Origin of the sequence: Achromobacter seleniivolatilans (assembly GCF_030864005.1) — a bacterium.
GTDB lineage: Bacteria > Pseudomonadota > Gammaproteobacteria > Burkholderiales > Burkholderiaceae_B > Achromobacter > Achromobacter seleniivolatilans.
Genome location: NZ_CP132976.1, coordinates 4477772 through 4501620, shown reverse-complemented (window position 1 = coordinate 4501620; position 23849 = coordinate 4477772). Strand labels below are relative to the sequence as shown.

The 23849-nt window shown below is 62.3% G+C and carries 20 protein-coding genes; 10 read left to right on the top strand and 10 right to left on the bottom strand.

The features are described 5' to 3' along the window. Positions 1–202: 202 nt before the first annotated feature. The 5 genes from RAS12_RS20290 to RAS12_RS20270 all read left to right on the top strand — a co-directional run bounded on the left by RAS12_RS20290 (position 203) and on the right by RAS12_RS20270 (position 6965). The gene (locus tag RAS12_RS20290) at positions 203–1141 is read left to right on the top strand and encodes an ABC transporter permease (protein WP_306939616.1); all 939 of its coding nucleotides are present in this window, start codon (positions 203–205) and stop codon (positions 1139–1141) included. Beyond that, complete coding sequence (locus RAS12_RS20285; protein ID WP_306939614.1) at positions 1138–2043, top strand: ABC transporter permease; 906 nt, start codon at positions 1138–1140, stop codon at positions 2041–2043. The genes RAS12_RS20290 and RAS12_RS20285 overlap by 4 nt, the downstream gene beginning before the upstream one ends. Positions 2044–2088: 45 nt before the next feature. Then, a complete protein-coding gene (locus RAS12_RS20280; protein ID WP_306939611.1) occupies positions 2089–3666 on the top strand; it encodes an ABC transporter substrate-binding protein in 1578 nt (525 codons plus the stop codon). Between the two features lie 71 nt (positions 3667–3737). Then, positions 3738–5192 carry an amidohydrolase family protein gene (locus RAS12_RS20275; RefSeq protein WP_306939608.1) on the top strand — a complete coding sequence of 485 codons (1455 nt, stop codon included), beginning with the start codon at positions 3738–3740 and terminating at the stop codon, positions 5190–5192. Positions 5193–5204: 12 nt separating this feature from the next. After that, complete coding sequence (locus tag RAS12_RS20270) at positions 5205–6965, top strand: ABC transporter ATP-binding protein (RefSeq protein ID WP_306939606.1); 1761 nt, start codon at positions 5205–5207, stop codon at positions 6963–6965. A gap of 23 nt (positions 6966–6988) precedes the next feature. Here RAS12_RS20270 and RAS12_RS20265 read toward each other — a convergent pair whose 3' ends face one another. Continuing rightward, the gene (locus RAS12_RS20265) at positions 6989–7651 is read right to left on the bottom strand and encodes an aspartate/glutamate racemase family protein (protein WP_306939604.1); all 663 of its coding nucleotides are present in this window, start codon (positions 7649–7651) and stop codon (positions 6989–6991) included. An 80-nt stretch (positions 7652–7731) separates the two neighbouring features. Between RAS12_RS20265 and RAS12_RS20260 the strand changes: the two genes are divergently transcribed. Beyond that, entirely contained in the window at positions 7732–8688 is a 957-nt protein-coding gene (locus RAS12_RS20260) for a LysR family transcriptional regulator (protein ID WP_306939602.1), read from the top strand. Here RAS12_RS20260 and RAS12_RS20255 read toward each other — a convergent pair. From RAS12_RS20255 to RAS12_RS20245, 3 genes are all read right to left on the bottom strand, one after another. Beyond that, positions 8685–9617, bottom strand: coding sequence for an N-carbamoyl-D-amino-acid hydrolase (locus RAS12_RS20255; protein ID WP_306951539.1), 933 nt, complete (start codon positions 9615–9617; stop codon positions 8685–8687). The two genes, RAS12_RS20260 and RAS12_RS20255, sit on opposite strands and share 4 nt — an antisense overlap. An 80-nt stretch (positions 9618–9697) precedes the next feature. Further along, positions 9698–11167, bottom strand: a complete 1470-nt coding sequence (gene hydA, locus RAS12_RS20250) for a dihydropyrimidinase (protein ID WP_306939601.1) — start codon at positions 11165–11167, stop codon at positions 9698–9700. Positions 11168–11443: 276 nt separating this feature from the next. Continuing rightward, positions 11444–11869: an Lrp/AsnC family transcriptional regulator gene (locus RAS12_RS20245; RefSeq protein WP_306939600.1), complete on the bottom strand. Its 426-nt coding sequence runs from the start codon at positions 11867–11869 to the stop codon at positions 11444–11446. 124 nt (positions 11870–11993) lie between these two features. On the opposite strand from RAS12_RS20245, the gene ocd reads away from it, so the two are divergent. From ocd to RAS12_RS20225, 4 genes are all read left to right on the top strand, one after another. Then, complete coding sequence (gene ocd / locus RAS12_RS20240; RefSeq protein ID WP_306939598.1) at positions 11994–13046, top strand: ornithine cyclodeaminase; 1053 nt, start codon at positions 11994–11996, stop codon at positions 13044–13046. Positions 13047–13233: 187 nt separating this feature from the next. Further along, on the top strand, positions 13234–14727 hold the full coding sequence (locus tag RAS12_RS20235) for an EAL domain-containing protein (RefSeq protein ID WP_306939596.1): 1494 nt from the start codon (positions 13234–13236) through the stop codon (positions 14725–14727). A gap of 116 nt (positions 14728–14843) precedes the next feature. Further along, complete coding sequence (locus RAS12_RS20230; RefSeq protein ID WP_306939594.1) at positions 14844–15371, top strand: hypothetical protein; 528 nt, start codon at positions 14844–14846, stop codon at positions 15369–15371. Between the two features lie 39 nt (positions 15372–15410). Further along, positions 15411–16541 carry a hypothetical protein gene (locus tag RAS12_RS20225; protein ID WP_306939592.1) on the top strand — a complete coding sequence of 377 codons (1131 nt, stop codon included), beginning with the start codon at positions 15411–15413 and terminating at the stop codon, positions 16539–16541. A gap of 88 nt (positions 16542–16629) precedes the next feature. Here the strand turns inward: RAS12_RS20225 and RAS12_RS20220 are convergent, their stop codons facing one another. The 6 genes from RAS12_RS20220 to RAS12_RS20195 all read right to left on the bottom strand — a co-directional run bounded on the left by RAS12_RS20220 (position 16630) and on the right by RAS12_RS20195 (position 23804). After that, positions 16630–16842, bottom strand: a complete 213-nt coding sequence (locus tag RAS12_RS20220; protein WP_306939591.1) for a DUF1059 domain-containing protein — start codon at positions 16840–16842, stop codon at positions 16630–16632. A 177-nt stretch (positions 16843–17019) separates the two neighbouring features. Next, entirely contained in the window at positions 17020–19104 is a 2085-nt protein-coding gene (locus RAS12_RS20215; protein WP_306939590.1) for a putative bifunctional diguanylate cyclase/phosphodiesterase, read from the bottom strand. Positions 19105–19320: 216 nt separating this feature from the next. Next, positions 19321–20217, bottom strand: coding sequence for a LysR substrate-binding domain-containing protein (locus tag RAS12_RS20210; protein ID WP_306939589.1), 897 nt, complete (start codon positions 20215–20217; stop codon positions 19321–19323). A 73-nt stretch (positions 20218–20290) separates the two neighbouring features. After that, positions 20291–21187, bottom strand: coding sequence for an ABC transporter permease (locus RAS12_RS20205; protein WP_306939588.1), 897 nt, complete (start codon positions 21185–21187; stop codon positions 20291–20293). Between the two features lie 2 nt (positions 21188–21189). Beyond that, positions 21190–22140: an ABC transporter permease gene (locus tag RAS12_RS20200; protein ID WP_306939586.1), complete on the bottom strand. Its 951-nt coding sequence runs from the start codon at positions 22138–22140 to the stop codon at positions 21190–21192. Positions 22141–22157: 17 nt separating this feature from the next. Further along, a complete protein-coding gene (locus tag RAS12_RS20195; RefSeq protein ID WP_306939584.1) occupies positions 22158–23804 on the bottom strand; it encodes a peptide ABC transporter substrate-binding protein in 1647 nt (548 codons plus the stop codon). Positions 23805–23849 lie beyond the last annotated feature (45 nt).

Sequence of the window (23849 nt, the reverse complement as noted above, 5' to 3'; positions counted from 1 at the left end):
ATGCGCGCCTGTGAAATGCCTGCATAGTGGATTTCCCTGGGTCCACGCGGCTCGGGCGCACTGGCATTCTTCGACCACCGTAAGCCCTCGGGCGCACCAAGAGAGGTTGTTTTATGCCGAGTTCCGTTCACCCCGCCCAAACACAGGCCGGTTCAGCCTGCTGCGTTGGCGGGCCGAATCCCGCGGACGGAGCCCGTCGCGCATGATCCGGCAACTACTCAACCGCTTGTACATCTCTTTGCCCGTCCTGCTGGGCGTAGTGGTGGTGTGCTTTGTGCTGCTGCAAGTGGCCCCAGCCGACCCCGCCGCGGTCATCGCGGGCCCCACCGCAACGGCTGATGAACTGGCGCAGGTCCGTCAGGAGCTGGGCCTGGATAAGCCGCTGTTGGTTCAGCTGACGGGCTATATGTGGCGTCTGGCTCATCTGGATCTGGGCCGCTCGATGATTTCCAACGTGCCCGTGATCGACGAGATCGGCAGCACGATCGGCGCCACCGTGGAACTGATGCTGGCCAGTGTGATCTGGTCGATACCGCTGGCGATTCTGCTGGGCACGCTGGCTGCCTACCGCCGCGGCAAGCTGATTGACCGCTTTGTCATGACCTTGTCCGTGGTCGGCGTGTCATTGCCGGTGTTTTGGGTGGGCTTGCTGCTGGTGCAACACGTCGGGGGCGCGGGCATCCTGCCTTACATCGGCCGCAACGGCCCCTTGTGGACGCTGGCCGGCCTGGAATCCGTGGCCCTGCCCGCGTTGACGCTGGGGTCTGTCTTGATCGGCCCGGTTGCGCGCATTACGCGCACTGCCGTGATCGAAACACTGAGCGGTGACTACGTGCGCACGGCGCGTGCCAAGGGCGCGGGCGAAAGCCGGGTCGTATTGCGCCATGCGCTGCGCAATGCCTTGCTGCCCATCGTGACGCTGGTGGGCCTGCAAGTGGGCAACCTGCTGGGCGGCGCGGTGGTCACCGAACAGATCTACTCCTGGCCCGGTGTCGGCCGCATGGCGGTCGGCGCCATCTTTGCGGGCGACTTCCCGCTGGCCCAAGGCGCGATCCTCGTCACTGCGCTGGGGTTCATCATCATCAACCTGATCGTGGATCTGCTCTACGGCTATCTGGACCCGCGAGGACACAAATCATGAGCGCAGGGTCGACTTCATCCATGGGCGGCCTGCCGCCCCAAGCCATGGCGACGCCGCTGGCGCGCATCGCATCGCGGCTGCGCCGCGACCCTATCCTGCTGCTGTCTCTGCTGGCAGTGATCGTGATTGTGCTGACGGCGGTGTTTGCGCCGTGGCTGGCGCCGCACGATCCCTATTCCACCAATATGTCCATTGCGCGCAAGCTGCCGGGCTGGATGTCGTCGGACGGCATCACCTACCTGCTGGGCACGGACGTGCAAGGCCGCGACATCCTGTCACGCATCATTTACGGCATCCGCGCCACCTTGATGCTGAGTGTGCTGGCTGTGATCGGCGGTTCGGGTATCGGCGCCATCCTGGGCATTCTGGCGGCGTACTACCGTCCGCTGGAAGGCGTGATCATGCGCGTCGTGGACGTGCTGCTGTCGTTTCCGGCGATTCTTTTCGGCTTGAGCCTGTCGGCCCTGCTTGGCCCCGGCACCTTGGCGATGGTGCTGGCCTTGGGTGTCTCTGCCATTCCCGGCATGGCGCGCATCGCCCGCGGCTCGGCCATGGTGGTGATGAAGCAGGAATACATGGAAGCCGGCCACGCCATGGGTTTTGGCAACTTTTATCTGATCACGCGCTACCTGCTGCCGAACTGCTCATCGATGCTGATGATCTACGCCACCTTGCAGCTGGGTCACACGATTTTGCTGGGTTCGGTGCTGTCGTTCCTGGGTTTGGGCCCGCAGCCGCCGTTCGCGGAATTGGGCAGCATGGCCGCCGATGGCCGCAAGTTCCTGCAGATCTTCCCGCACATATCCACCATTCCTACGATGACGATTTTCTTCATCGTGCTGGCCTTCAATTTGCTGGGCGACAGCCTGCGCGATGCGCTGGACCCCAAGCTGCGTTTCTGAATCGCGCCTGACCACACAACACACCACAACGGGGAAACCACCATCATGAAGCTCATCAAAGGCCTGGCCGTTGCGCCCTTGGCGCTGACCTGCCTGCTGGCCGCGCCGACGCATGCCGTTGCGCAGTCTGACAAGACCGTGCTGATTCTGCGCGAACTGGACACCGACAAATACGATCCGCATCGCACCACCGCGCGTGGCGCGGCGGAAGTGCTGTTCATGGCGGCCGACACCATGGTCGGCCTGGACTACGACATGAAGACGCCAGTGCCCGCGCTGGCCAAGAGCTGGACGGTGTCGCCGGACGGGCTGACCTACACCTTTGCATTGCGCGACAACGTCACGTTCTGCAGCGGCAAGAAGATGACGGCCAAAGATGTCGTGGCCAGCTACGAGCGTTGGTTGAACCCCGAGACCAAGGGCCTGGAGCGCTGGCGCGCAGGGCCTGTGGACAGCATCACGGCGCCTGATGACGTAACCGTGGTCTACAAGCTGAAGAAGCCCTACAACGAGCTGCTGCAACAGATGGCGCATTACATGCACTCGGTCATCAATATCGACCAGGTCAAAGCGCTGGGCCAGGATTATGGCGTGAAGGCGTTTGACGGCACCGGCCCGTACTGCTTCCAAAGCTGGACGCCGCGCAACGAAGTCGTGCTGACCAAGCACGCGGGCTACAACTGGGGCCCGTCGATCTACAAGGACTCCACGCCCAAGGTCGATAAGATCATCTGGAAGATCGTGCCGGAAGAAAGCACCCGTCTGACCGCGCTGCAAAGCGGGCAAGCGGACCTGTCGCGCTATTTGCCGCAGTGGTCCATCAAGGATCTGAAGGCGGACAAGCGCTTGTTCGTCAGCAAGGCGGACCCGTTCTACTGGACGTTCTTTTTGGGCTTCAAGATCGATAAGCCCATGCTGACCGACGTGAACGTGCGCCGCGCCATCAATCTGGCCATCAATCGCAAGGCATTGACGGAAGCGATTACGTTTGGTGAAGCCACGCCGGCTACCGGCATGCTGGCTACCAGCACGCCCGCAGGCAGCAATGACGCCTACCGCTACGATCCTGCCGCTGCCAACAAGCTGTTGGACGAAGCGGGCTGGAAGAAGCAGTCGGACGGCTTCCGCTACAAAGACGGCCAGAAGCTGTCGCTGCTGCACTACGGCATCACCGGCTACTGGAAAGACATCATGGAAGCCGTGCAAGGCGACATGAAGAAGGTGGGTGTGGACCTGCGCGTGCAGCTGTTTGATTCCACGTCGGCCTGGGGCAAGCTTGCCACGCAAGAGTTCGATGAATTCAGCATGAGCTTTGGCTACATGAGCACGGGTGAAGCGCTGAACAGCTACTTCCTGTCCAGCAGCATCCCCACGCCAAACCGCATGAACTGGAAGGATGCCGACACCGACAAGTGGCTGGCCGAAGGCGGCGAGGCGCTGGACCCCAAAGAAGGCGACGTGATCCTGTCCAAGGCGCTGACCAAGATTTCCGACGGCGCCGCATGGATTCCGCTGTACCACGACTCGCTGTACCTGGTGGGCGGCCAGCGCATGAAACCCATGCGCGCGCACGGCATCTTTGGCGCGGCGGCCTACAAGGGCCTGGACATCGAATTGAAGTAAGCGACGACACGGCGGCGCGGCCCTTGCCGCGCCGCCGCTACACCTTTTTTATGCAGCACAGAGAGCCTTCCGTGAGCGATACCAATCAAACCCGCATCACCCATTTCAAGAACCTGTCCACGCTCGTGGCATGGGACGCGGAACTGGGTTCGCACGTCTATATAGCAAACGCTGACCTGGTGATGCGCGGCAACACCGTTATCCACGCTGGCACGGGCTACACGGGTTCGGCCGATAGCGTCGTTGACGGCAGCGGCCTGATGGCGATGCCCGGGCTGGTCAACGTGCATACCCACCCCTCATCTGAACCCGGCAACCGCGGCCTGTTGGAAGAATTGGGCAGCGATAAGCTGGGCCAGAGTTCGCTGTACGAATACATGCCGGTGTTCCGCATGGGCATCGAAACCGCGCAGTACGCCAATCAGGTCGCCGTATCCGAGATGTTGTTGAGCGGCGTGACCACCTTTGTGGATATGTCCTTGCCGCGTCCGGGTTGGGCCGATGTGGTGGCTGGCACCGGCATCCGCGGCGTGTTGGGTCCCATGTTCCGTTCAGCAGCATGGCGCACAACGGACGGCCATTCCGTGGAATACACCTGGGACGAGGCCGCCGCCACAAAATCGTTCGAAGCTGCGCTGGACGTGGTGGACAGCGCCATCAACCATCCCAGCGGACGCCTCAGCGCCATGCTGTGCCCGTCGCAAGTGGACACCTGCTCGCCAGAACTGTTGAAAGAAGCGCAAGCTGCCGCGCGCCGCCTGGGCATTCCGATGCAGATCCATGCGGCCCAAAGCGTGGTGGAGTTCTCCGAGATGACGCGCCGCCACGGCCGCACGCCGATTGAATGGCTGGACGATCAAGGCCTGCTGGACCCCGACCTGATCATTGGCCATGGCATTTTCCTGAATGATCACCGCACGCTGTACTGGCCGCATGCCGACGACTTTGGTCTGCTGCAACGCTCTGGCGCGCACGTGGCGCACTGTCCCACCGTGTTCGTGCGGCGGGGCATTGCGCTGAGTTTTCTGGGCCGCTATCTGCGCGCCGGCATCAACGTAGGTCTGGGCACGGATACCTTCCCGCACAACATGCTGGATGAAATGCGGCTGGCTTGTTATGTGGCCCGTTTGCAGGCCGGGCACTTCCGCGCAGCTTCCACTGAAGAAGTCTTCAATGCCGCAACCGTCAACGGCGCCAGGATGCTGGGCCGCGAAGACATCGGGCGCATCACGGTGGGCGGCAAAGCCGACTTCTCGCTGGTGGACCTGTCGCACCCCTATATGCGCCCCGGCCGCGAGCCGCTGCGCAGCCTGATCTATTCCGCTGGCGACCGCGCTATCAAGGATGTGTATGTGGATGGCGCGCAAGTCGTGCAGAACGGCAAGCTGCTGACCATCGATATCGAGCGCTGCATGCAGGAAGTGGAGCGCGCCCAGGCGCAGACGATCGCCACGGTGTCGCAGCGCGACTATGCCGGCCGCAGCATCGACGCCATGTCGCCGCGCGTATTTCCCAGCCGCGCGTAACGGAGAGCTTTGATGAGCGAGACACTGCTGGCGGTTCAAGGGTTGTGCGTGGAGTTTGGCGCGCGCGCCAAACCCTATCGCGCCGTAAAGTCGCTGGACTTCACCATCGGGCGCGGCGAAACGGTGGCGCTGGTGGGCGAGTCGGGCTCCGGAAAATCGGTGACGGCGCTGTCTCTGCTGCGCCTGATCGAACGCGCAGGCGGCCGTATTGCAGCGGGCGCCGCCCGCTTCGTGCCGCGCGACGGCAAGGAAGTGGATCTGTTCGCCCTGGAAGAATCGGCGTTGCGCCGCATCCGCGGCAACGAGATCTCGATGATTTTCCAGGAGCCCATGACGTCGCTGAACCCGGTCATGACCGTGGGCGACCAATTGGCCGAAGTCTATTTGCTGCATCAGGATATCTCGCGCGAACAGGCCTGGGCCAAAGCCGAAGCCATGCTGGTGGCGGTGAAGATGTCTGAGCCCGCCCGGCGTATGACGCAATACCCTGGCGACCTGTCAGGCGGCATGCGTCAGCGCGTGATGATCGCCATGGCACTGGCCTGCCGTCCGCAATTGCTCATCGCGGATGAACCGACCACCGCGCTGGATGTCACGGTGCAGGCAGAAATCATCGACCTGATCCGAGACCTGCAACGCGAAGTCGGCATGGCCGTCTTGTTCATCACGCACGATATGGGCGTGGTGGCCGAGATTGCCGATCGCGTCGTGGTGATGCGCCATGGCGACAAGATCGAAGAGAACGCCACGGTGGCGTTGTTCGACGCGCCGCAACAGACTTACACGCGTGACTTGCTGGCCGCTGTGCCCAAGCTGGGCGACGGGTCTCCCGACGAAGCGGCCGTGTTTGACAGGCCGACAGTGCTGGAAGTCAGCGGCCTGGCCAAGCGCTTTCCCGTGAAGGCGGGGGCGTTTGGCAAGGTGGTGGCCAATGTGCATGCGGTTGAAGGCGTGTCGTTCAATTTGCGCGCGGGCGAGACGCTGGCGCTGGTGGGCGAGTCCGGGTCAGGCAAGTCGACCACGGGCCGCTTGCTGATGAAGCTGGTGCAGCCTACGGAAGGATCGATCCGCCTGGTGGGGCAGGATGTGACGCATATGTCGCCTGACAAGATGCGAGACATGCGGCGTCACATCCAGATGATTTTTCAGGACCCGTATGCGTCGTTGAATCCGCGTCTGCATGCCTGGGATCTGGTCAGTGAACCGCTGAAGGTGCACGGCGGCTACACGCGAGAGCAACGCCGCGAACGGGCGGCGCAGTTGCTGGAACGCGTCAACCTGCCGCGTGAGTTTCTGGACCGGTACGCGCACCAGTTCTCTGGAGGCCAGCGTCAACGCCTGTGCATCGCCCGCGCGCTGTCGGTGAATCCGAAGATCATTGTGGCGGACGAGCCCGTGTCCGCGCTGGATGTATCCGTGCAGGCGCGCGTGATCGAGCTGATGAAGGAATTGCAGGCCGAAATGGGCCTGTCATACCTGTTTATCTCGCACGACATGGCCGTCGTGGAAAAGGTCAGCCACCGTGTCGCCGTGATGTACATGGGGCAGATTGTCGAGATGGGTCCCACGCAGGAGGTGCTGCACCGCCCGCGCCATCCGTACACGCAACGGCTGCTGTCGGCGGTGCCGATTCCTGATCCGGCCCGCCGTCAGCAGCGCACTGTGCGCGCTGCGCGGGATATTCCCAGCCCGATTCGCAAAGTGGGAGACAACCCGCAGGTGGCGCAATTGGTCCAGGTTGCTGCAGGACATTTTGTGCAGCAAGGAACCTGACGGGCTGGGGGTAGCGGGCGCCCCTAGCCGCCCCGCCCAAACAGCCGGCCCGCTGCCATCGCCACCGCCGCCTGCGTCGGTTCCACTACCGGCAGGCGGCATTCGTCTTCCAACCGCTTGCGCAAGTCCGCCATGCCGGCGCAGCCCATGATCAGCACATCGGCGCCGTGCACGTCGCGCAGCGTCTTGCCGACCGTCACCATACGCTGGAACGCCAGTTCGGCGTCGGCCAGGTCGCTCACTTTCATATCCAGGGCCAATTCACCGCAGATACGTTCTGCCACGCCCATTGCGCGGAAGTAGCGCAAGTGACGCGGGATGGATGCGCCGGCGATGGCGATCACACCGATGCGGGTGGCCATGCTCATGGCCGTCAATACCGAGCACTCGCCGATGCCCAGGACGGGCGCTGACACCAGATCACGCAGTCCGTGCAGGCCCGGATCGCTAAAGCAGGCCACCACGAAAGCATCGGTCGTGGCAGCTTCGCGCAAAAATAGTTGCGCCATGGGCGCGATGCTGGCGTCAGCTTCAGCCTGCGTCTGAATGCCGGCGGGGCCATCGGCGGACGTCAGAAAGCGGAATTCCAAGGGAAGGCGCTGGAAAGGAGCGACGGCGCGCTCAATCGCTTCGGTGACCTTGATCAGTGAATTCGGGTTTACGAGAGTGATGCGGGCGTTGGACACGATTGAGTAGAATCCCTTGATAAGTAGTGGTGGACAGGCGCCAGGCGCACATCGCTCAGGTCAACAGGAAAGAAAGCAGCATGTCGGAATTACCCGGAAAGGTCCGGTCTGGGCCGTTGAACCTGCGGCAGATCGAGGTGTTTCACTCCATCATGATCACGGGATCGCTCAGTGCCGCAGGCCGGTTGCTGCACGTGACGCAGCCCGCCATCAGCCGCGTGCTGGCGTCGATCGAGCTGCGCTTGGGTTATGCGCTGTTTGAGCGGTTCAAAGGCCGCCTGCATCCCACCAAAGAAGCGCGCAAACTTTTCCAGGAAGTGGAATCCATTCAGGCGGGCGTCAACCGCCTGAATGACATGGCCGCGGGTCTGGCGGGGCATGGCGGGGGACTGGTCAGCGTGGTGTCCAGCCCCAGTTTTGGCGAATGGCTGATTCCAGCTGCGACCGCGAAATTCTGCGCCCGCAATCCGGGCGTGCGTATTCGCTACCGGCCGCTGGGCATGGACGCGCTGCTGCCCCAATTGCTGTTGGGGCACGCGGATATCGCTATCTCCACCTTCAAGCCCGAGCACCCCAATCTGATCACCAGCGAATTGGCGCAGGGCGAGATTGTTTGCGTGTTGCCGGCGGGCCACCGGCTGGCCCGGGAAAGTGTGATCGAACCGGCCATGCTGGCGGGCGAGATGCTGGTGGGTTATGGCCGCGATACGCCCTTGGGCGAAACCCTGTTTGCCTATTGGGCGAAGCTGGGGCAAGAGTTCGACCCGGCCATCGAGGTGCGCTCGTCCCAGACGGCGTGCTCGTTCGTGCGCCAAGGCGTGGGTGTGGCCCTGGTGGATTCTTATGGCCTCACGGACGCGCTGATGCACGGCATCGTGGTGCGCCGTATCGAGCCAGCGATTGCGCTGTCGGTGCACGTCTCTCATTCCCGGATTGAACCTCCGCCATCCATTGCCAAGGCGTTCCTGAACCAGTTTTCCCAGATCGTCAAAAAAGAATTGCCTGCGATGACGCAGGCAATTATCAACCGGGCTTAGACCACTTCCGGCACGGGCAGCGGTTCGCCGGCGCCTGTGCGTTCGGTGATCAGCTTGTAGTGATGCGGGCTGCGGTGCTTGGCGAAGTTAAAGACGTGGTCGCGGAAGGTCTGGCCCATGCCCAGATCAATGCGCGCCGTGATCACTTCGTCTTCTTCGCCGCTTGCGCGCGCCACGATCTCACCTGACGGCGCCACGATCATCGAGCTGCCAATCATGTGGTGGCCGTCTTCATGGCCGCACTTGGCGGCGGCGCCAACCCATACCGCGTTCTGGTAGGCGCTGGCCTGCAGGACGATCTCGTGAGTGGTGGTGCGCCAGTGCGCGGGTTCGTCCCAATGGATGTTCAAGGACGGCGTGTTGTAGCCCAGTACGATCAGTTCGGCGCTTTGCAGCGACATGACGCGATAGGTCTCAGGCCAGCGGCGATCATTGCACAGGCACATGCCGATCTTCACGTCATTGGTTTCCCACACGCCAAAGCCCAGGTCGCCCACTTCAAAGAACTTCTTTTCCAAGTGCTGGAACGGTGCGTCGATCTTGTGGTCGGAGTGTCCCGGCAGATGAATCTTGCGATACTTGCCGATGATCTTTGCGCTGCGATCGACCAGGATGGCGGTGTTGAACTGGCGGCCTTCGGGCGTCAGTTCGGCATAGCCCAGATAGAAGCCGATGCCCAGTTCGCGCGCCGTGTCGAACAGCGGCTGCACGTCGGCGTTCGGCATGGTCTTTTCAAAATAGCGGTCCACGGCCTCCGCGTCTTCCATCCAGTAGCGCGGAAAGAAGGTGGTCAGCGCCAGCTCGGGGAACACGACGAATTCCGCCTTGCGGGCGGCGGCCTCGCGCATCATGTCGACCAGGCGGCGGACGACAACCGCGCGGGTGTCGGCCAGGTTCACGGCGCCCATCTGGGCGACCGCCAGGCCCATTTTGCGGGAGGGGGATGCGTTACTCACGATGTCAATCTCCAGATGTTCTTATCGCTGTGGATTAAGTGCTTGGCGCCGGATTACGGCTCGATCACGTTCGGAAAAATCTTGCGCAGCAAGGCGGCGCGCGGCGAGATCTCGCGCGTTTTCTGCAGCGGGGCCGGCAGGCCGCGCGCAATGAATCGGCCGCGGCCGCGTTCGGCGTGCAACGCGCCGTCGTCCACGATGACCTCGCCGCGGCTGATCACGGTGGTGGGCCAGCCTGTTACCTGGCGGCCTTCGTACGGCGTGTAGCCCACGTTGTCGTGCAGGCGGTCTGCGGACAGCGTGACGACGCGCTCGGGGTCCCAGATGGCGATGTCGGCATCCGCGCCGACGGAAATCGTGCCCTTCTTCGGGTACAGGCCATACATGCGGGCATGGTTGGTGGACGTGAGTGCCACGAACTGCTGCAAGGTCAGGCGGCCTGTGCGCACGCCTTCCGAGAACAGCAGCGGCATGCGCACTTCCAGGCCGGGCAGGCCGTTGGCGATCTGCTTGAACGTGGTGGCGTCGCCCGCAGGCAGCTTGCCGGATTCGTCGTAGCGGTACGGCGCGTGGTCGGACGACAGCAGCGCCAGCGTGCCGCTGTCCAGGCTTTGCCACAACGCCTGTTGCGACACCGGGTCACGCGGCGGCGGGCTGCAGCAGAACTTGGCGCCTTCGACGCCAGGGATATCGATGTCTTCCGCCGTCAGCAGCAGGTAGTGCGGGCAGGTTTCGCCGTACACGGGCGCGCCCAGGGTCTGCGCGGCATGAATGGCCTGCGCGCCGCCTTGCGTGGAGACGTGCACGATCAGCACAGGCACTTCCAGCACGGCCGCCAGGCTGATGGCGCGTTGCGTTGCTTCGTTCTCGGCGATGGGATCGTGGCTGACCGCGTGATACTTCGGCGCGGTAAGGCCGGCCGCCAGCAGATGCCGCGCAATCCAGCTGATGACGTCATTGTTTTCGGCATGCACCATGGGCAGCGCGCCTTCACGCGCGGCAATCGCGAACACGTCCAGCAGCTGTTTGTCGTCCAGCTTGAGCTTGTCGTAGGTCATGAAGACCTTGAACGACGTGATGCCCGCGCGGATGAGCTCGGGCAGATCGTGATTCAGCGTTTGCGGCGTGGGGTCGGAAATGATCAGGTGGTAGCTGAAGTCGATCACCGATTTCGCGGCCGCCGATGCGGCGTATTCATCCGCGACCTGGCGCAGCGACTGCCCGCGATGCTGCGCCGCGAAGGGCACGATGGTGGTGTTGCCGCCGTGGGCCGCGGACACGGACGCGCTGTACCAATCGTCGGCGCACAGCACGCCCATGCTGGACAACTGCTCAACGTGACAGTGGCTGTCGATGCCGCCAGGCATGACCAGCCGGCCGGTTGCGTCGATTGCGCGTCTGCCAGCAGGAAGTTTGGCCGCGACGGCGGCAATGACGCCGCCTGCGATGCCGATGTCGCCAATGAAATCGGCATCCGCCGTGACGATGCGGCCGTTGTGCAGAGTCAGATCGAAGTCGGTCATGAGGGGTCTGGACGCAAGGGTTGCTTGCCGCATGACGCAAAAAGCGTGCGCGGCTGAAGATGCAAGCATGCATGCGTCAGACGAAATCCGATACGGCGCGATGGCGCGGCGGGGCGGCCCGCAAGGCGCCCGGGATTGAGCGCTAAGACACTGATTACAAGGACTATTTAATGGCGGCCGGGTATGTGACCCGGTGGCACGCATAACGCTGGATCATGGACGCTATGCAAAGTTTTATATCGGGTTTCCCCGCGCAAACGGCGCAAAAGCCCGCAACTAGAACGCCTTGAACGTCTTTAGATGGATGCTGGTTTCCGTGGCAGAGATGCCCTTGAGCGTGCGCAGCCGGTCCAGTACGTCAGAGAGTTGTTCGATCGTGGGCACGCGCAATTCGGCCAGCAGGTCCCATCGGCCGTTGGTGTCGTGCAGCCCTGCCACGCTGGGCTCGCCCATCAGCAGATTCACGATCTTGCGGGTTTCGTGGCCTTCAACGGCGATGCTCATCCACGCGACGATATCTTCGGTTTCGACTTCCGGACGCAGCCGCACGGTGTAGCCCACGATGATGCCGCGGTCTTCCAATTTTTGAATGCGGTTGTCGATGGTGCCGCGCGAGACATCAAGCTTTTTGGCTAGGGTCGCGACAGAGAGTCGGGCATTGGCGCGTAAGAGGCCAAGCAGGTTCTGATCTAAGGTGTCCATTGTGAAAAGTGCTATTTTTGGCTGTCACAATGCCAGAATCTTAGCGTTTCGTGTGGATTGTTGTCACTATGAATTGGTTTGGCCATCCCCCAGAATTTCTGTTCCATAACAACTGGGGAAAAATATGACGACTCTGCTGACGACTTCGGACGTAGCAAAAATTGTGGCCTTGCAAGGCCCCCGCAAGGTTTTTACCGACCTGCTGGACTATGTGCTGGCGGACTTTCTGCGATGGCAGGAATTCGATAAATGCGCCCGTGTAGCCAGCCATTCCGCCACCGGCGTCATTGAATTGATGCCCACCGCCGACAACGAGCTCTACAGCTTCAAGTTCGTAAACGGCCACCCCGACAATCCCCAGGCAGGTTTGTCCACCGTGATGGCTTTCGGCGCCCTGGCGCATGTCAGCACGGGCGAACCGTTGCTGATCAGCGAACTGACGCTGACCACCGCCTTGCGCACCGCCGTCACTTCAGCGCTGGCCGCCCGCGCATTGGCCCGGCCGGACTCGCGTTCCATGGCCTTGATTGGCAATGGCGCACAGGCGGAATTCCAGGCGCTGGCCTTCCACTACATCCTGGGTATCGACACCTTGCACGTCTACGACGTTGATCCCGACGCCACGAGCAAGCTGGAAAGCAACCTGGCATCTGTCGTGCCCGGCTTGCGCATCGTGCGCTTTGCCAGCACGGCGCAGGCGGTCAAGGGTGTGGATATCGTGACCACGGTCACGGCGGACAAGGCTTACGCCACCATTCTTACCGGCGACATGATTGAACCCGGCATGCACATCAATGCGCTGGGCGGCGATTGCCCGGGCAAGACGGAACTGCATGCAGACGTGCTGCGCGCGGGCCCGGTGTTTGTGGAATACGAACCGCAGACGCGGATCGAAGGCGATTTGCAGCAAATGCCGGCGGACTTCGCGGTGACGGAGTTGTGGCGCGTCCTGACCGGCCAAAGCGCCGGACGCCAACGGCCTGATGAGGTCACGATTTTCGATTCGGTTGGATTTGCGTTGGAAGATTTCTCGGCGTTGCGGTGGCTGCGCGATAGTGCTGTCAAGCATGACATCGGCATCCGCATTGAAGTCGCGCCGCAGTTGCAAGACCCCAAGAACCTGTTCAATGTGGTGCGCATGGCCCGTAACGGCCAATCCGCTCTGGTGCAGAGTTAAGAGGCCGGCGAAATTCGCCAAAAAGAGACGCCCATCCCGCCGGATGGGCGTTTTCGTTTCGAAGAAAGACGTGTTGCTGTTACATTGCCTTACGCGCTTGGGGTGAATCCTCGGTTCTCCGTCCGAAGCGCCGTCAGTGTCCACCTCCTTCCCGATGTCACGTATCCGAATTTCGGCTGTAGTCTTGATGATGTCGGCGCTAGGTTTCCTGGCGGGGTTGGCAGCAGGACGCCTGATTGAACTGCACCAGGCCGACGACCGGCTGGCCCGGCATAACTCGCGTCTCTTGGCCCATTCCATTCGTGTGGCCCAAGAGAGCCAACGCCTGATCGCTGCCGCCACGCACAGCGCTGACCAGTGTTCAGAGTCCGACATTGCGACCCTGCGGGTGCTGTTGTTCAACGCCACCTTTCTGCGCGATATCGGCCGGCTCCGTGACGGCATGCTGGTGTGCTCGGCGGCTTGGGGGGTACTGTCCTGGCCGCATGACATGCCGCCTGAAACTTTCACTACGCGTAGCGGCGTGAAACTCTGGGTGGGGGCGGCCAATATCATTGACCGCCGGATCATCGGAGACATGGCCGCACGTGGCGATGTGGTGGTGTTCACGGCGCCCGGCGCATTCGATGGCTTTCCAGAGGCCGGTTCTGGCATTGATGCCAAGGTGTTGACTAGCGATGGCGCGCACGTCTTCCGGCGTTTTGGCCGGACGGATGGTCTGGAGCTGTTCTTGGGCGAAAGCCCCTCGGCGCATAGCCTGCGAGCCGAACGTGTCATCAGCGAATGCGCCGCGCCCGGCACATTCGACATGTGCGCCGTGTCCCGGGTCCAGTCTCAAGACTGGTTTCTGTTGCCGGCATTGACTCTTGCGTTGACCGGCGCGCTGGCCGGTGGCTTGCTCGCCGGTTTGTGCGTGCTGTGGCGCCAGCAATCAAAAAGCGAACGTGCCGCGTTGCGCAAGGCCATCCGCTCTGGCGATATTCAGGTCCGCTATCAGCCCCTGCGGGACCTGGCGACGCGCCGCCTGGCCGGCGTCGAGGCGTTGGCGCGCTGGCGCGCGCGCGACGGCGAAGCCGTGCCGCCGACGGTGTTTGTGCCCTTGGCGGAAGAGATGGGCCTGGGCCGCAGCCTGTCACGCCTGGTGACCACGCAAGCCTTGCGCGACCTGAGTGCCCGCTTGCGCGCCGCTTCCGCGTTTTACGTCAGCATCAACGTGTCGGCAGCCGACTTGCAAGATGATGCGTACGCCGATTTTCTGTTGCGCTCAGTGAACGAACAAGGCATAGCGCCGCAACGTGTCGCGTTGGAAATCACCGAGGGGTCGCCGCTGTCCGATAGCCATGTTCTGGCCATGATCAGAACGCTGCGCCGGCAGGGCTTCATGATCTTCATCGACGACTTCGGCACTGGCAATTCCAACCTGAATTATCTGGCCGAAATGCAGGCCGATGCGATCAAGCTGGACCGCCGGTTCACACAAGCGATCGGAGCCGAACAGGCGGGCACGTTAATCATCGATCACGTCATCGATATCTCGCGCGAGCTGGGTATCGGGCTGATCGTGGAAGGAATAGAAACAGAAGCGCAGGCGCAGTATCTGTCGGCGCGCCAACCCGCGACGATAGGCCAGGGCTGGTTGCTGGGGCGGGCGGTGGCAGCGGACGAGATTCCGCTGGTTTAGCGGCATTTTCGGGCCTCGTATACTGGCCCCTTTTAGTCGCCCCAAGGACCTGCCCTGATGACGCACACCGCCGGTGATATCCAACGTAACGTGCGAGCACGATGACGCGCGGCCTGATGACCGCCGCGTTGGTGTCTGCGTGTGCGGCGCTCTGGACTGGCGCGGGTGTGGCGGCGGACGTTGCAGTTGCTCAAGCGGACACAGCAGCGGACACAGCAGCGGACACAGCATCTTCTTTGGCGGCTGACGCGCCGGCATCCGCAGAAGCGCAAATCGCGATTTTCGACAAACGTGGCGCCAGCCAGGACGCTATTTCGCAATTGCTCACGATGGCGATCCGAGAAGGCGCGGCCGCCGGCGAGTCTGCCGAGGTGTCCCGTTTGCAGGAACGGGTCTACGCGCAAGGCAATGCCTACCCCGGGCAATGGAACCGCGATGGCGCCGCGCGCCGTTTGGACTATGTTCTGGCGGATATGAGCCTGCCGCTGTCAGTGGGCGGCTGGGCGAATGGGAGAGTGCCGCCCGATCAGATGGTGTTCTGGGTGGTGGACCGGGGCAGCAGCCGCTCAATTCTGCGCGCGCCATTGCCCGCAAATGCCGGGAAGAGCGGCGCGGGAAACTTTGCGGAAATGCTGGCCTGGTAACTGTGGCGTACCACCCTATTCACCTAAGCTAGGAGCACGATGGGCTTTGCGCATTTCATCTTGATCGCGGTGGTGTTCGTGGGAATGGTGGCGGGTTTCATCGCGTTGTGCGCGCTGGCTATGCACATCATTGAGACGGCGTGCAATCGTCTGTTGCCGAAGGCGCGCGCAGAACGCTGGGTCTCGCGTGCCACGGGAGCGGTGGTTGTGGTCGCCTTGCTGTCGTTCGTGACGCTGTTGATTACGACGGTTGTCCGCTTGCCGGACGAGGCCGAGCTCCGCGTGTTGCTATCCAAGGCCGTCACCTACGAGTCCAGCCGCATCCGCATTGACTTGAACGATGCGAGCGAACAAGAGCGTCAGGACCTGATTCAGCTCTTGACGCCCATGATGCAGGAGCAGGCGCTGGAAGTGCGCTATCGGGTGGCGTCCCGGCATCGCAGTTATTGGGTCAAGGCAACCCTGCCGACGTACTACCGAGTGTCCGAAGACAGCTTGGAGATCGCGACTGGCCGTGCTCTTGAATCACACCAGAACACGCCGATGTACATGCAGATTCTGGAACGGGCGGCGATGGCGCCCGATACCCAGCGGCTGCCGGCCCGCCTGGATGCGGAAATGGTGTTGCGGGATGGGGAACCGATAGCCGTTGGCCTGCTGCCCGGGTCGGTGGCGCTTACCGTAGCGGAGCCGAAATCCATGTTTGCGCAATCTGGCATGCCGATGACTTGCCGTCTGGAGATCCAGGGGCTCGTGTCGACCGACTACTTCAATGCGGTGTTCCGTTCGGGAGTTGCGGGCGTTAGCCGGTCGGCACGGCTGAAGGTGCCGGCCGCCGCGGGCGCGCCCGCGCGGGAATTCGAGATACGCGCGTTGGCCGCCGTGCCGGGCGCGCGCGGGCGTCTGGTGAAGGAGCTGCCTGAAGACCGCACACAGATCTACGTGCGCTTGCAACTGGTGCCGCTGGGAATGTCGGCGGAAGGTCAAGGTTGCGATGTGCGCTTGTTCAATGGCCTGGACCGGCCGTGGGTGGTCGCCGCGCTGCACAATCTGTCGCCCTTGCTGACGCGTGTGGTCCGGCAGGCCTCGTTGGAACGCAGCGTCCGTTATAGCCCTTGGTACGCCGCAGGAAGCTGGACCCCTGCCGCGCTGGTTGAACCTGGAAAATAATAAGAAAGCGCGGGCGCAAGACCCGTGGTCCGGCGTCCGCGCATCGGTCAGCTTGGCGGCTGATCAGCCGCTTGAACCGGTATCGGTGTCACGCGCTTTTGGGCGCGTCAGCCGGGGGCGTGCCCTCGCGGAACATCGACTTGAGCTGCGTGCGCAACTCGGGCGTGTCTGAGTGTTTGTGCACGGTGGTGGCATGCTGCACGGCGGCTTCCAGCAGTTCGCCATCGGAATCCGCGGCCAAGGAAACCGAACAATTCAACTCGCTCGGATACTCGCGGCAGTCTATGTATTTGCGTGTCATACAGCTCTCCCTGCGCAGCGCCCGCCATGGCGGGGTGCGTGATGGAACATCCGACGCGCGGCGCCCAGCACCGGGTTCGATGGCGCGTCGCAGCGCACCCGGTGATTTAGAAAGTATAGGTCTGGCGCCGCAAGATGGGGGTTGTCTTTAGCGGGGACAGCCCCTGTTTGCCGCGTGCTAAACGGACTCGTCTGAGGGCGTATCGTGAGATACCGGCCGCCCCAGCAAATACCCCTGAAAGTGCGAGCAGCCTTCTTGCGTCAGCCGGTCCAGCTGCTCCGTCGTTTCTACGCCTTCGGCCGTGGTGGGTATGTCCAAGCTGCGTCCAATGCCATTGATCGCACGGATAATGGCCAGCGCTTCCTTGCTGGATTCCACATCCTGCGTAAATGATTTGTCGATCTTGATCTTGTCGAATTCAAAGCTGCGCAAATAGCCCAGCGATGAATAGCCAGTACCGAAGTCATCCAGCGCAACCTTCACTCCCAGCGCTTTCAGCCGGTTAAGCGTATTCAGATTGGCGGCCGAATTAGCCAGCAGCACGGATTCCGTAATCTCCAATTCCAAACGGCGCGCCGGCAGGCCGGATTGAGTCAGCGCCGATTCCACCAGCGACACCAGCGCGCCATTGGTGAACTGGCTGGCCGACAGGTTGACCGCCACGGTTTCGTGATCGTCCCAGCGCATGGCTTCTACGCAGGCTTCGTGCAAGGTGAAGGCGCCCAGCTCATGAATCAGCCCGGTTTCTTCCGCAATGGGAATGAAGTCGATGGGCATGATGAGACCCTTGACGGGGTGCTGCCAGCGCATCAGCGCTTCGCGGCCCACGATGCGTACGTGGCTCACGTCCATGATCGGCTGGTAGTGCAATTGCAGCTGCTGGAACATGATGGCCTGGCGCAAGTCCATCTCGACTTCGTGGCGCTTGAGCGCGGCGGTTTCCATCTCGGGCTTGAAGAAGGCCAGGCAGTTGCGGCCATTGCGTTTGGCCTCGTACAAGGCCATGTCGGCGTAGCGCAGCAAGTGATCGGCCGAAGTGTCCTGGGATTCGGCCAGCGCGATACCGATGCTGACGCTGATGGGTACGGTATGGCCGTCAATCTCGAAGGGCTGGCGCACCGCGTCGATCAAGCGTTCGGCCATTTGACGCACATCGTCTTTCTTGCCGATGTTGGGCAGGACGACGGCGAACTCATCGCCACCCAGCCGCGCCAGCGTGTCCTGCTCACGCAGGGACTTGGGCAAGCGCTTGGCCAACAGGCGCAGCAGTTCGTCGCCGTAGGGATGGCCCAGCGTGTCGTTGACGCTCTTGAAATTGTCCAGATCCAGGCACAGCACCGCTGTCGTGCGATCACCGCCACGGCTATTCAAGGCCTTGAGCAACTGTTCGCGGAACAGCCGGCGATTCGGCATACCCGTCAAGGTGTCGTGGTGCGCCATGTAGCGCACCTGCGCGTGGGCGGCGTTCTCGTCCGTGACGTCGTCGGAGATCAGCAGCACATACCGGGACCGCGGGTCGTTGCTGTGGAAGACCAGTGTTTTGGTGCGCAGAGTGCGCGTTCCGCGCGCCGTGGCCAATTCCTCTTCCTCTTCACGCATGCCGCCATCAGAACGCAAGGCCTCGTTGGTGAGCCGCTCGAAGAATTCGCAGACGGGCGCAGGCAGGCATTGCTGCGCGGTCTTGCCCTGCATGTCGGCGCGGCTGCCGCCAAAGGTCGCTTCGGCCTGCCGGTTGGCGAGCAGGATGCTGCGGGATACGCCATCCAACACGAGCACGCACGAAGGGATGTGCGACACCACGGCTTCCAGGAAACTGGACGTCGAAGTCAGCTCTGCGTTGTAGTGTTCGGCCAGTTCCTTGGCTTTCAGCAATTGCAGCTCGCGTTCGCGGCGCTCAGTGTTGTCGCGCGTGACCTTGGCATAGCCGATCAGGACGCCGTTGTCGTCGCAGATCGCGTCAATCACAACATGCGCCCAGAAGGTCGAGCCGTCTTTGCGCAGGCGCCATCCTTCGGCCTCGAAGCGGCCCTTGTCCCGGGCGGTATCCAAGCCATGCTGGGGCAGGCCCGCAGCTTGGTCTTCTGCGCTGTAGAAGCACGAAAAGTGCCGCCCTACAATTTCTTCTTGCGTGTAGCCCTTGGCGCGCTGTGCGCCCGCATTCCAGTTGGCGACGATACCGTCTGGACGCAGCATATAGATGGCGTAGTCGACGACGCCCTGCACAAGGTGCCGGTACATGACGTCGGAATTGTCGAGGATCATTGGATGTGGCGGGGCTTGGCGCCAAACGCAACATGCGCGAGTCGCGCAGCGTGGGTCAGCCCGCAAAAAGACAGAGGGATATACGGCTTTACGTCTCACCTGCCCCAATATTTAACGCGTTAGCATAAAAATCATGATTCTTGCGAATGTTGTCGCATCAATACATGTTTTTGCATGTGCAGCGCATTCTTCGGCCGCTTTTGCGGGCCGGCGGCGTCAAGCGTAGGACGCGATGATGGCCTTGGATTCCACCAGTTCACTGACTATCCAGTCTTCCACCAGTTTCACTTGCCGGCGGTGGCGCAGCGCTGGCCGCCGCACCAGGTAGTACGACACCCCGGTCGGCACGGCCTTGCGCAAGGGCACTATTACCCGGCCATCCTGAATGGCCTGGTCGGCCAACACGACGTCGGCGATGGCCACGCCCAGCCCTGCCTCGGCAGCGCTCAACGCCATGTCCAGCGCATCAAAATCCAGTCCCCCGCGGGTGTAGAGTTCGATGCCGGTTTTTTCGGACCATGTGATCCAGTCCTGGTGGTCAGGCAGCGGGTGCAGCAGCGTGGCCTGGCGCAGGGCGCGTTCGGGGTCGGTCACGTCAATGTGGCCAGGCGCGCAGACCGGTACGATCCATTCGGCGTAGAGTTCGGTCGCGTCTTCGTGTGAAAAATTGCCCAGCGCGTAGCGGATGCCCAGGTCGGAGTCGGTCTCGTCGGCCGTCATGTCGTTTAACCGCGTGCGGACCACGACCTTGATCATCGGGTACTGCTCGTGGAAACGCCGCAACCGGGGAAACAGCCAGCGCAGTGCAAACGTCGGGATCACGCGCAGCGTGACGATGTCCTGGTCGGTGTGGGTGGGGTCCAGGGCGTTGGCGATGTGGTCGAACGCTTCCTTGACTGTCGTGGCCAGCTTGCGCCCGGCTTCGGTGATTTCCAGACCGCTGTGCGTCCGCAGGAACAAGGTCAGGCCCAGTTGCTCTTCCAGGATGCGGACCTGACGGCTAACCGCGCTTTCGCTGACGTTCAGAATCTGGGCGGCCTTTTTGACGCTGGTGTGGGCCGCCACGACTTCAAAGCAGCGTAGCGCGTTCAGCGAGGGCAGGCGTCGTTGCATCCCGTTCTCCAGGGCTTGGGTGATTAGACTCGGCTCGGATCAAGGGGACCGGCTGACGCGCCGGCGGGTCGATTCACTGGCTGCGCGGCTCGAGTATATTGCGCAGGCCCTCGCCGATGAAGTTCACGCTGGTAACGGTTAGCGCGATCGCCACACCCGGCACGATGGCCAGCCACGGCGCGGACGTCAGATAGATCTGCGCGTTGTTCAGCATGTTGCCCAGGCTGGCAACCGGCGGCTGTATGCCATAGCCCAGGTAGCTGACGTAGGACTCCAGCAGGATCGCGCGCGCCACGTTCAGGGTGGCCACGATGATGATGGGGCCCATGGCATTGGGCAGCAATTCCACGATCATGATGCGCAGTCCCGACGCGCCAGCCGTACGCGCGGCGGCGGCGTACTCGGTGTTGCGCAGCGACCGGTACTGGCCTTCCACCAGACGCGCCACTTCCATCCAGCACGTGGCCGAAATCAGGATGGTCGTGGACACAATGCCTGGCTTGACCAGCAAGGCCAGGGCCAGGATCAGGAAGATGGTGGGAAATGCCAGCATCGCATCAACGAAGCGCATCAGCAGTGCGCCCACGAATCCGCGCCGGTAACCGGCGATCATCCCCACGATGGTGCCGATCAGCACCGAGATCAGCATCGCTGCGAATCCGATCGTGAGCGAGATCCGTCCGCCCGCCATCAGGCGTGCCAGCACGTCGCGGCCCAGTTCGTCGGTGCCCAGCACATGCCCGGCAGATAGCGGCGGGGCAAAGCGGTTCAGCACGTCGATATAGCTGGCGTCCACGCGCAAGACCAACGGGCCAGCAAAGCACATGACCACCATAAACGCGATGGTGAGGACGCCCGCCAGCGCGAGCCTGTTGCGCGTCATGCGCTGCCAGCCGGCACGTATCGGACCGGGCGGGTAGAGCGGGAGCGAAGCTGCGGCCGGGTCTGAGATTCCAGAGGCTTTCATCATGCTCAGTCCATCCGAATACGAGGGTCGGCGATGGCATACAGCACATCAGCCAGCAGAGAGCCCAGCATCACCATGATGGCGGACAGCATCAGAATGCCCATCACTACGGGGTAGTCACGGTATTCCAGTGAATCGAAGAACAGCCGCCCCATGCCAGGCCAGCTGAAAACAGTTTCGGTGATCAGCGCGCCGCCCAGCAAGGTGGGAAACTGCAAACCCACGAGTGTGATCATCGGCAGCAGCGCATTGCGCAGCGCGTGCGACACGATGATCGCCCGGCCGCCCACGCCTTTGGCGCGCGCGGTGCGGATGTAGTCCTGCTCCAGAGTCTCGATCATGGATGACCGCATGAAGCGGGCCCACACGGCAGTCTCGACAAGCGCCAGCACCATGACCGGCGCGATCATGTGATGCGCCAGATCCAGAAACGAGCCATCGCCAAAGGTCTGCTGATTTCCCGCCGGCAGCCAGCCCAGTTTGATCGAGAACAGGTAGATCGCCATCAGCCCGAACCAGAATGTCGGAATGGACAGCGCAATCATGGCGCCCACCGACGACAGCGCATCCATCAGCGAATGGCGGCGCACGGCGCCCCAGATGCCGATCACGCCGCCCAACAGCGCGGCGATCACGGTGGATACCGCCATCAGCGAAAGCGTCGCGCCTATGTGCGATCCAATCGTGGCCAGCACGCCGATCCCGTCGCGGTACGACGCGCCCCAGTCGCCGCGCACCATACGCAGCAGCCAATCCGCGTACTGGATCAGAAAGGGCCGGTCCAGGCCCATGCTGCGGGTCAGGCGGTCGATATCCTCTTGCGCCATGTTCGACGACTGCGCCAGCTGAGACAGCGGACCGCCCGGCGACAGATAGAGGATGCCGAATCCAATTAGCGAAACCAGCAGCAACAGCACCAGAGACTGGCCGCCGCGCTTGAGCAGATACTGGGTCATCTGATTGCTCCGCCCCGTCATCCTGCCCAGTACCAACTGCGCATGTTCCAGCAGTTGGACGAGCTGTTGATGTTGTTCTCATAACCGACAAGCTTTTCCTTGACGGCTTCAATGATGACGGTCTGAGACACCGGCAAGAGCACCAGGTCGCCGCGGACGATTTCCTGGATACGGTGATAGATGCGTTTGCGTTCGTCCAAGTTGAATTCACGCGTGCCCTGCGCCAGCAGCTGGTCCATCTCAGGGTTTTGGTACTGGTAGGTATTGAGCCCGCTGCCGCCTTTTGCAGGTATGGATGCGCTAGAGAAACGCGCCGTCACATCGGGGTCGCTGCCTTGAAGAAAGTTGGACGCCACCATGACCGACTGGTATTGCGATTTTTGCCAGAAGTTGCCCCAGATCACGGCGGCAGGCATGTTTTCAATCGTCATTTCCACGCCGATCTGACGCCAGTCCTGCATCAGCAATTGCTGGGACTGTTCGCGCGCCTGAGCGCCCGCCGTCGTGGAATTGCTGAATGCCAAACGCTGGCCGTTCTTCACGCGGATGCCATCGCTGCCCGGAACCCAACCGGCCGCATCCAGCAGGGCGCGCGCCGCTTTGGGGTCGTGGCGATGCGCGGGCAAGGCGTCGTTGTACGCCCAGTGACCCTTGGGAACATACGATTCCGTCGGCAAAGGCCGGCCTTGATAAATGGCCTGGATGCGGGCCTCTTTGTTCATGCCCAGATACAGGGCTTCGCGCACTGACTTGTCCGCAAAGGGGCCAAAACCCAGATTCAGCGCCACGTGTTCGATAAATGGAGTGGGCACCGGCATGATGCGCACGCCACGCAGTTTGGCAGCTTCTTGCTCAAAGCTGGGCTGGATGCCTGACAGCCCCAGGTAGTCGATCTGGCCGCTGCGGAACTGCGTGTACAGCATCGTCTGATCAGGGATGTACTTGAAGATGACGCGCAGCAGGTAGGGGCCCTGGCCGTGGTATGCCGGGTTGCGATCCAGCTGGATGTGGTCGCCTGCGCGGCGGGCGCCCCAACGGAAGGGGCCGGTTCCAACCGGGGCCTGGTTATAGGGCGCGGTATTGGGGTCGGCCGCCGCGCCCAGAATGTGCTCGGGCACCATGAAGGTCTGCGACAGCACCGACATGTAGGGCGTGAAGCTGCTTTCCATGCGCCAGTGGATCTCGTCATCGGCCACGACGGTGATGTCGCGCACCAGCGAGTGTCCAACGCGGTTGCGTGCGCGGAATGCCGGGTTGTTGATCAGATCCAGCGTGTATTTGACGTCGCGGGCGGTGAACGGCTTGCCGTCGTGCCAGGTGACGCCGGGTTTCAGCTTTACCTTCCAGACCAGCCCATCGGCCGACAGTCCGCCATTGGCCACTGACGGCACCTCGCGCGCCAGGTCGGCCACGGTATTGCCTTGGGCATCGATGAACCACAGGGTGCTGAACAGTTGCCACCAGACCCCCTGGTCGACTTCGCTGCCCGGCATCAGCGGATTGAATACCGTGGGTTCCTGCGAGATGCCGGCAACGACCTGACCGCGCGGCGCGGCGGGTGGCGCCGATGCCCCCTGTTGCGCCCAGGCAGGCGCCGCCAACAGCGTGCCGGCGCTGGCCGACAATTTCAGGAAATCGCGTTTGGAAAGCTTATGGTGGATCATGGCTTCCGTTTCCCCGTTTTGTGGTTTGTATGCTTGGTGGTTGAT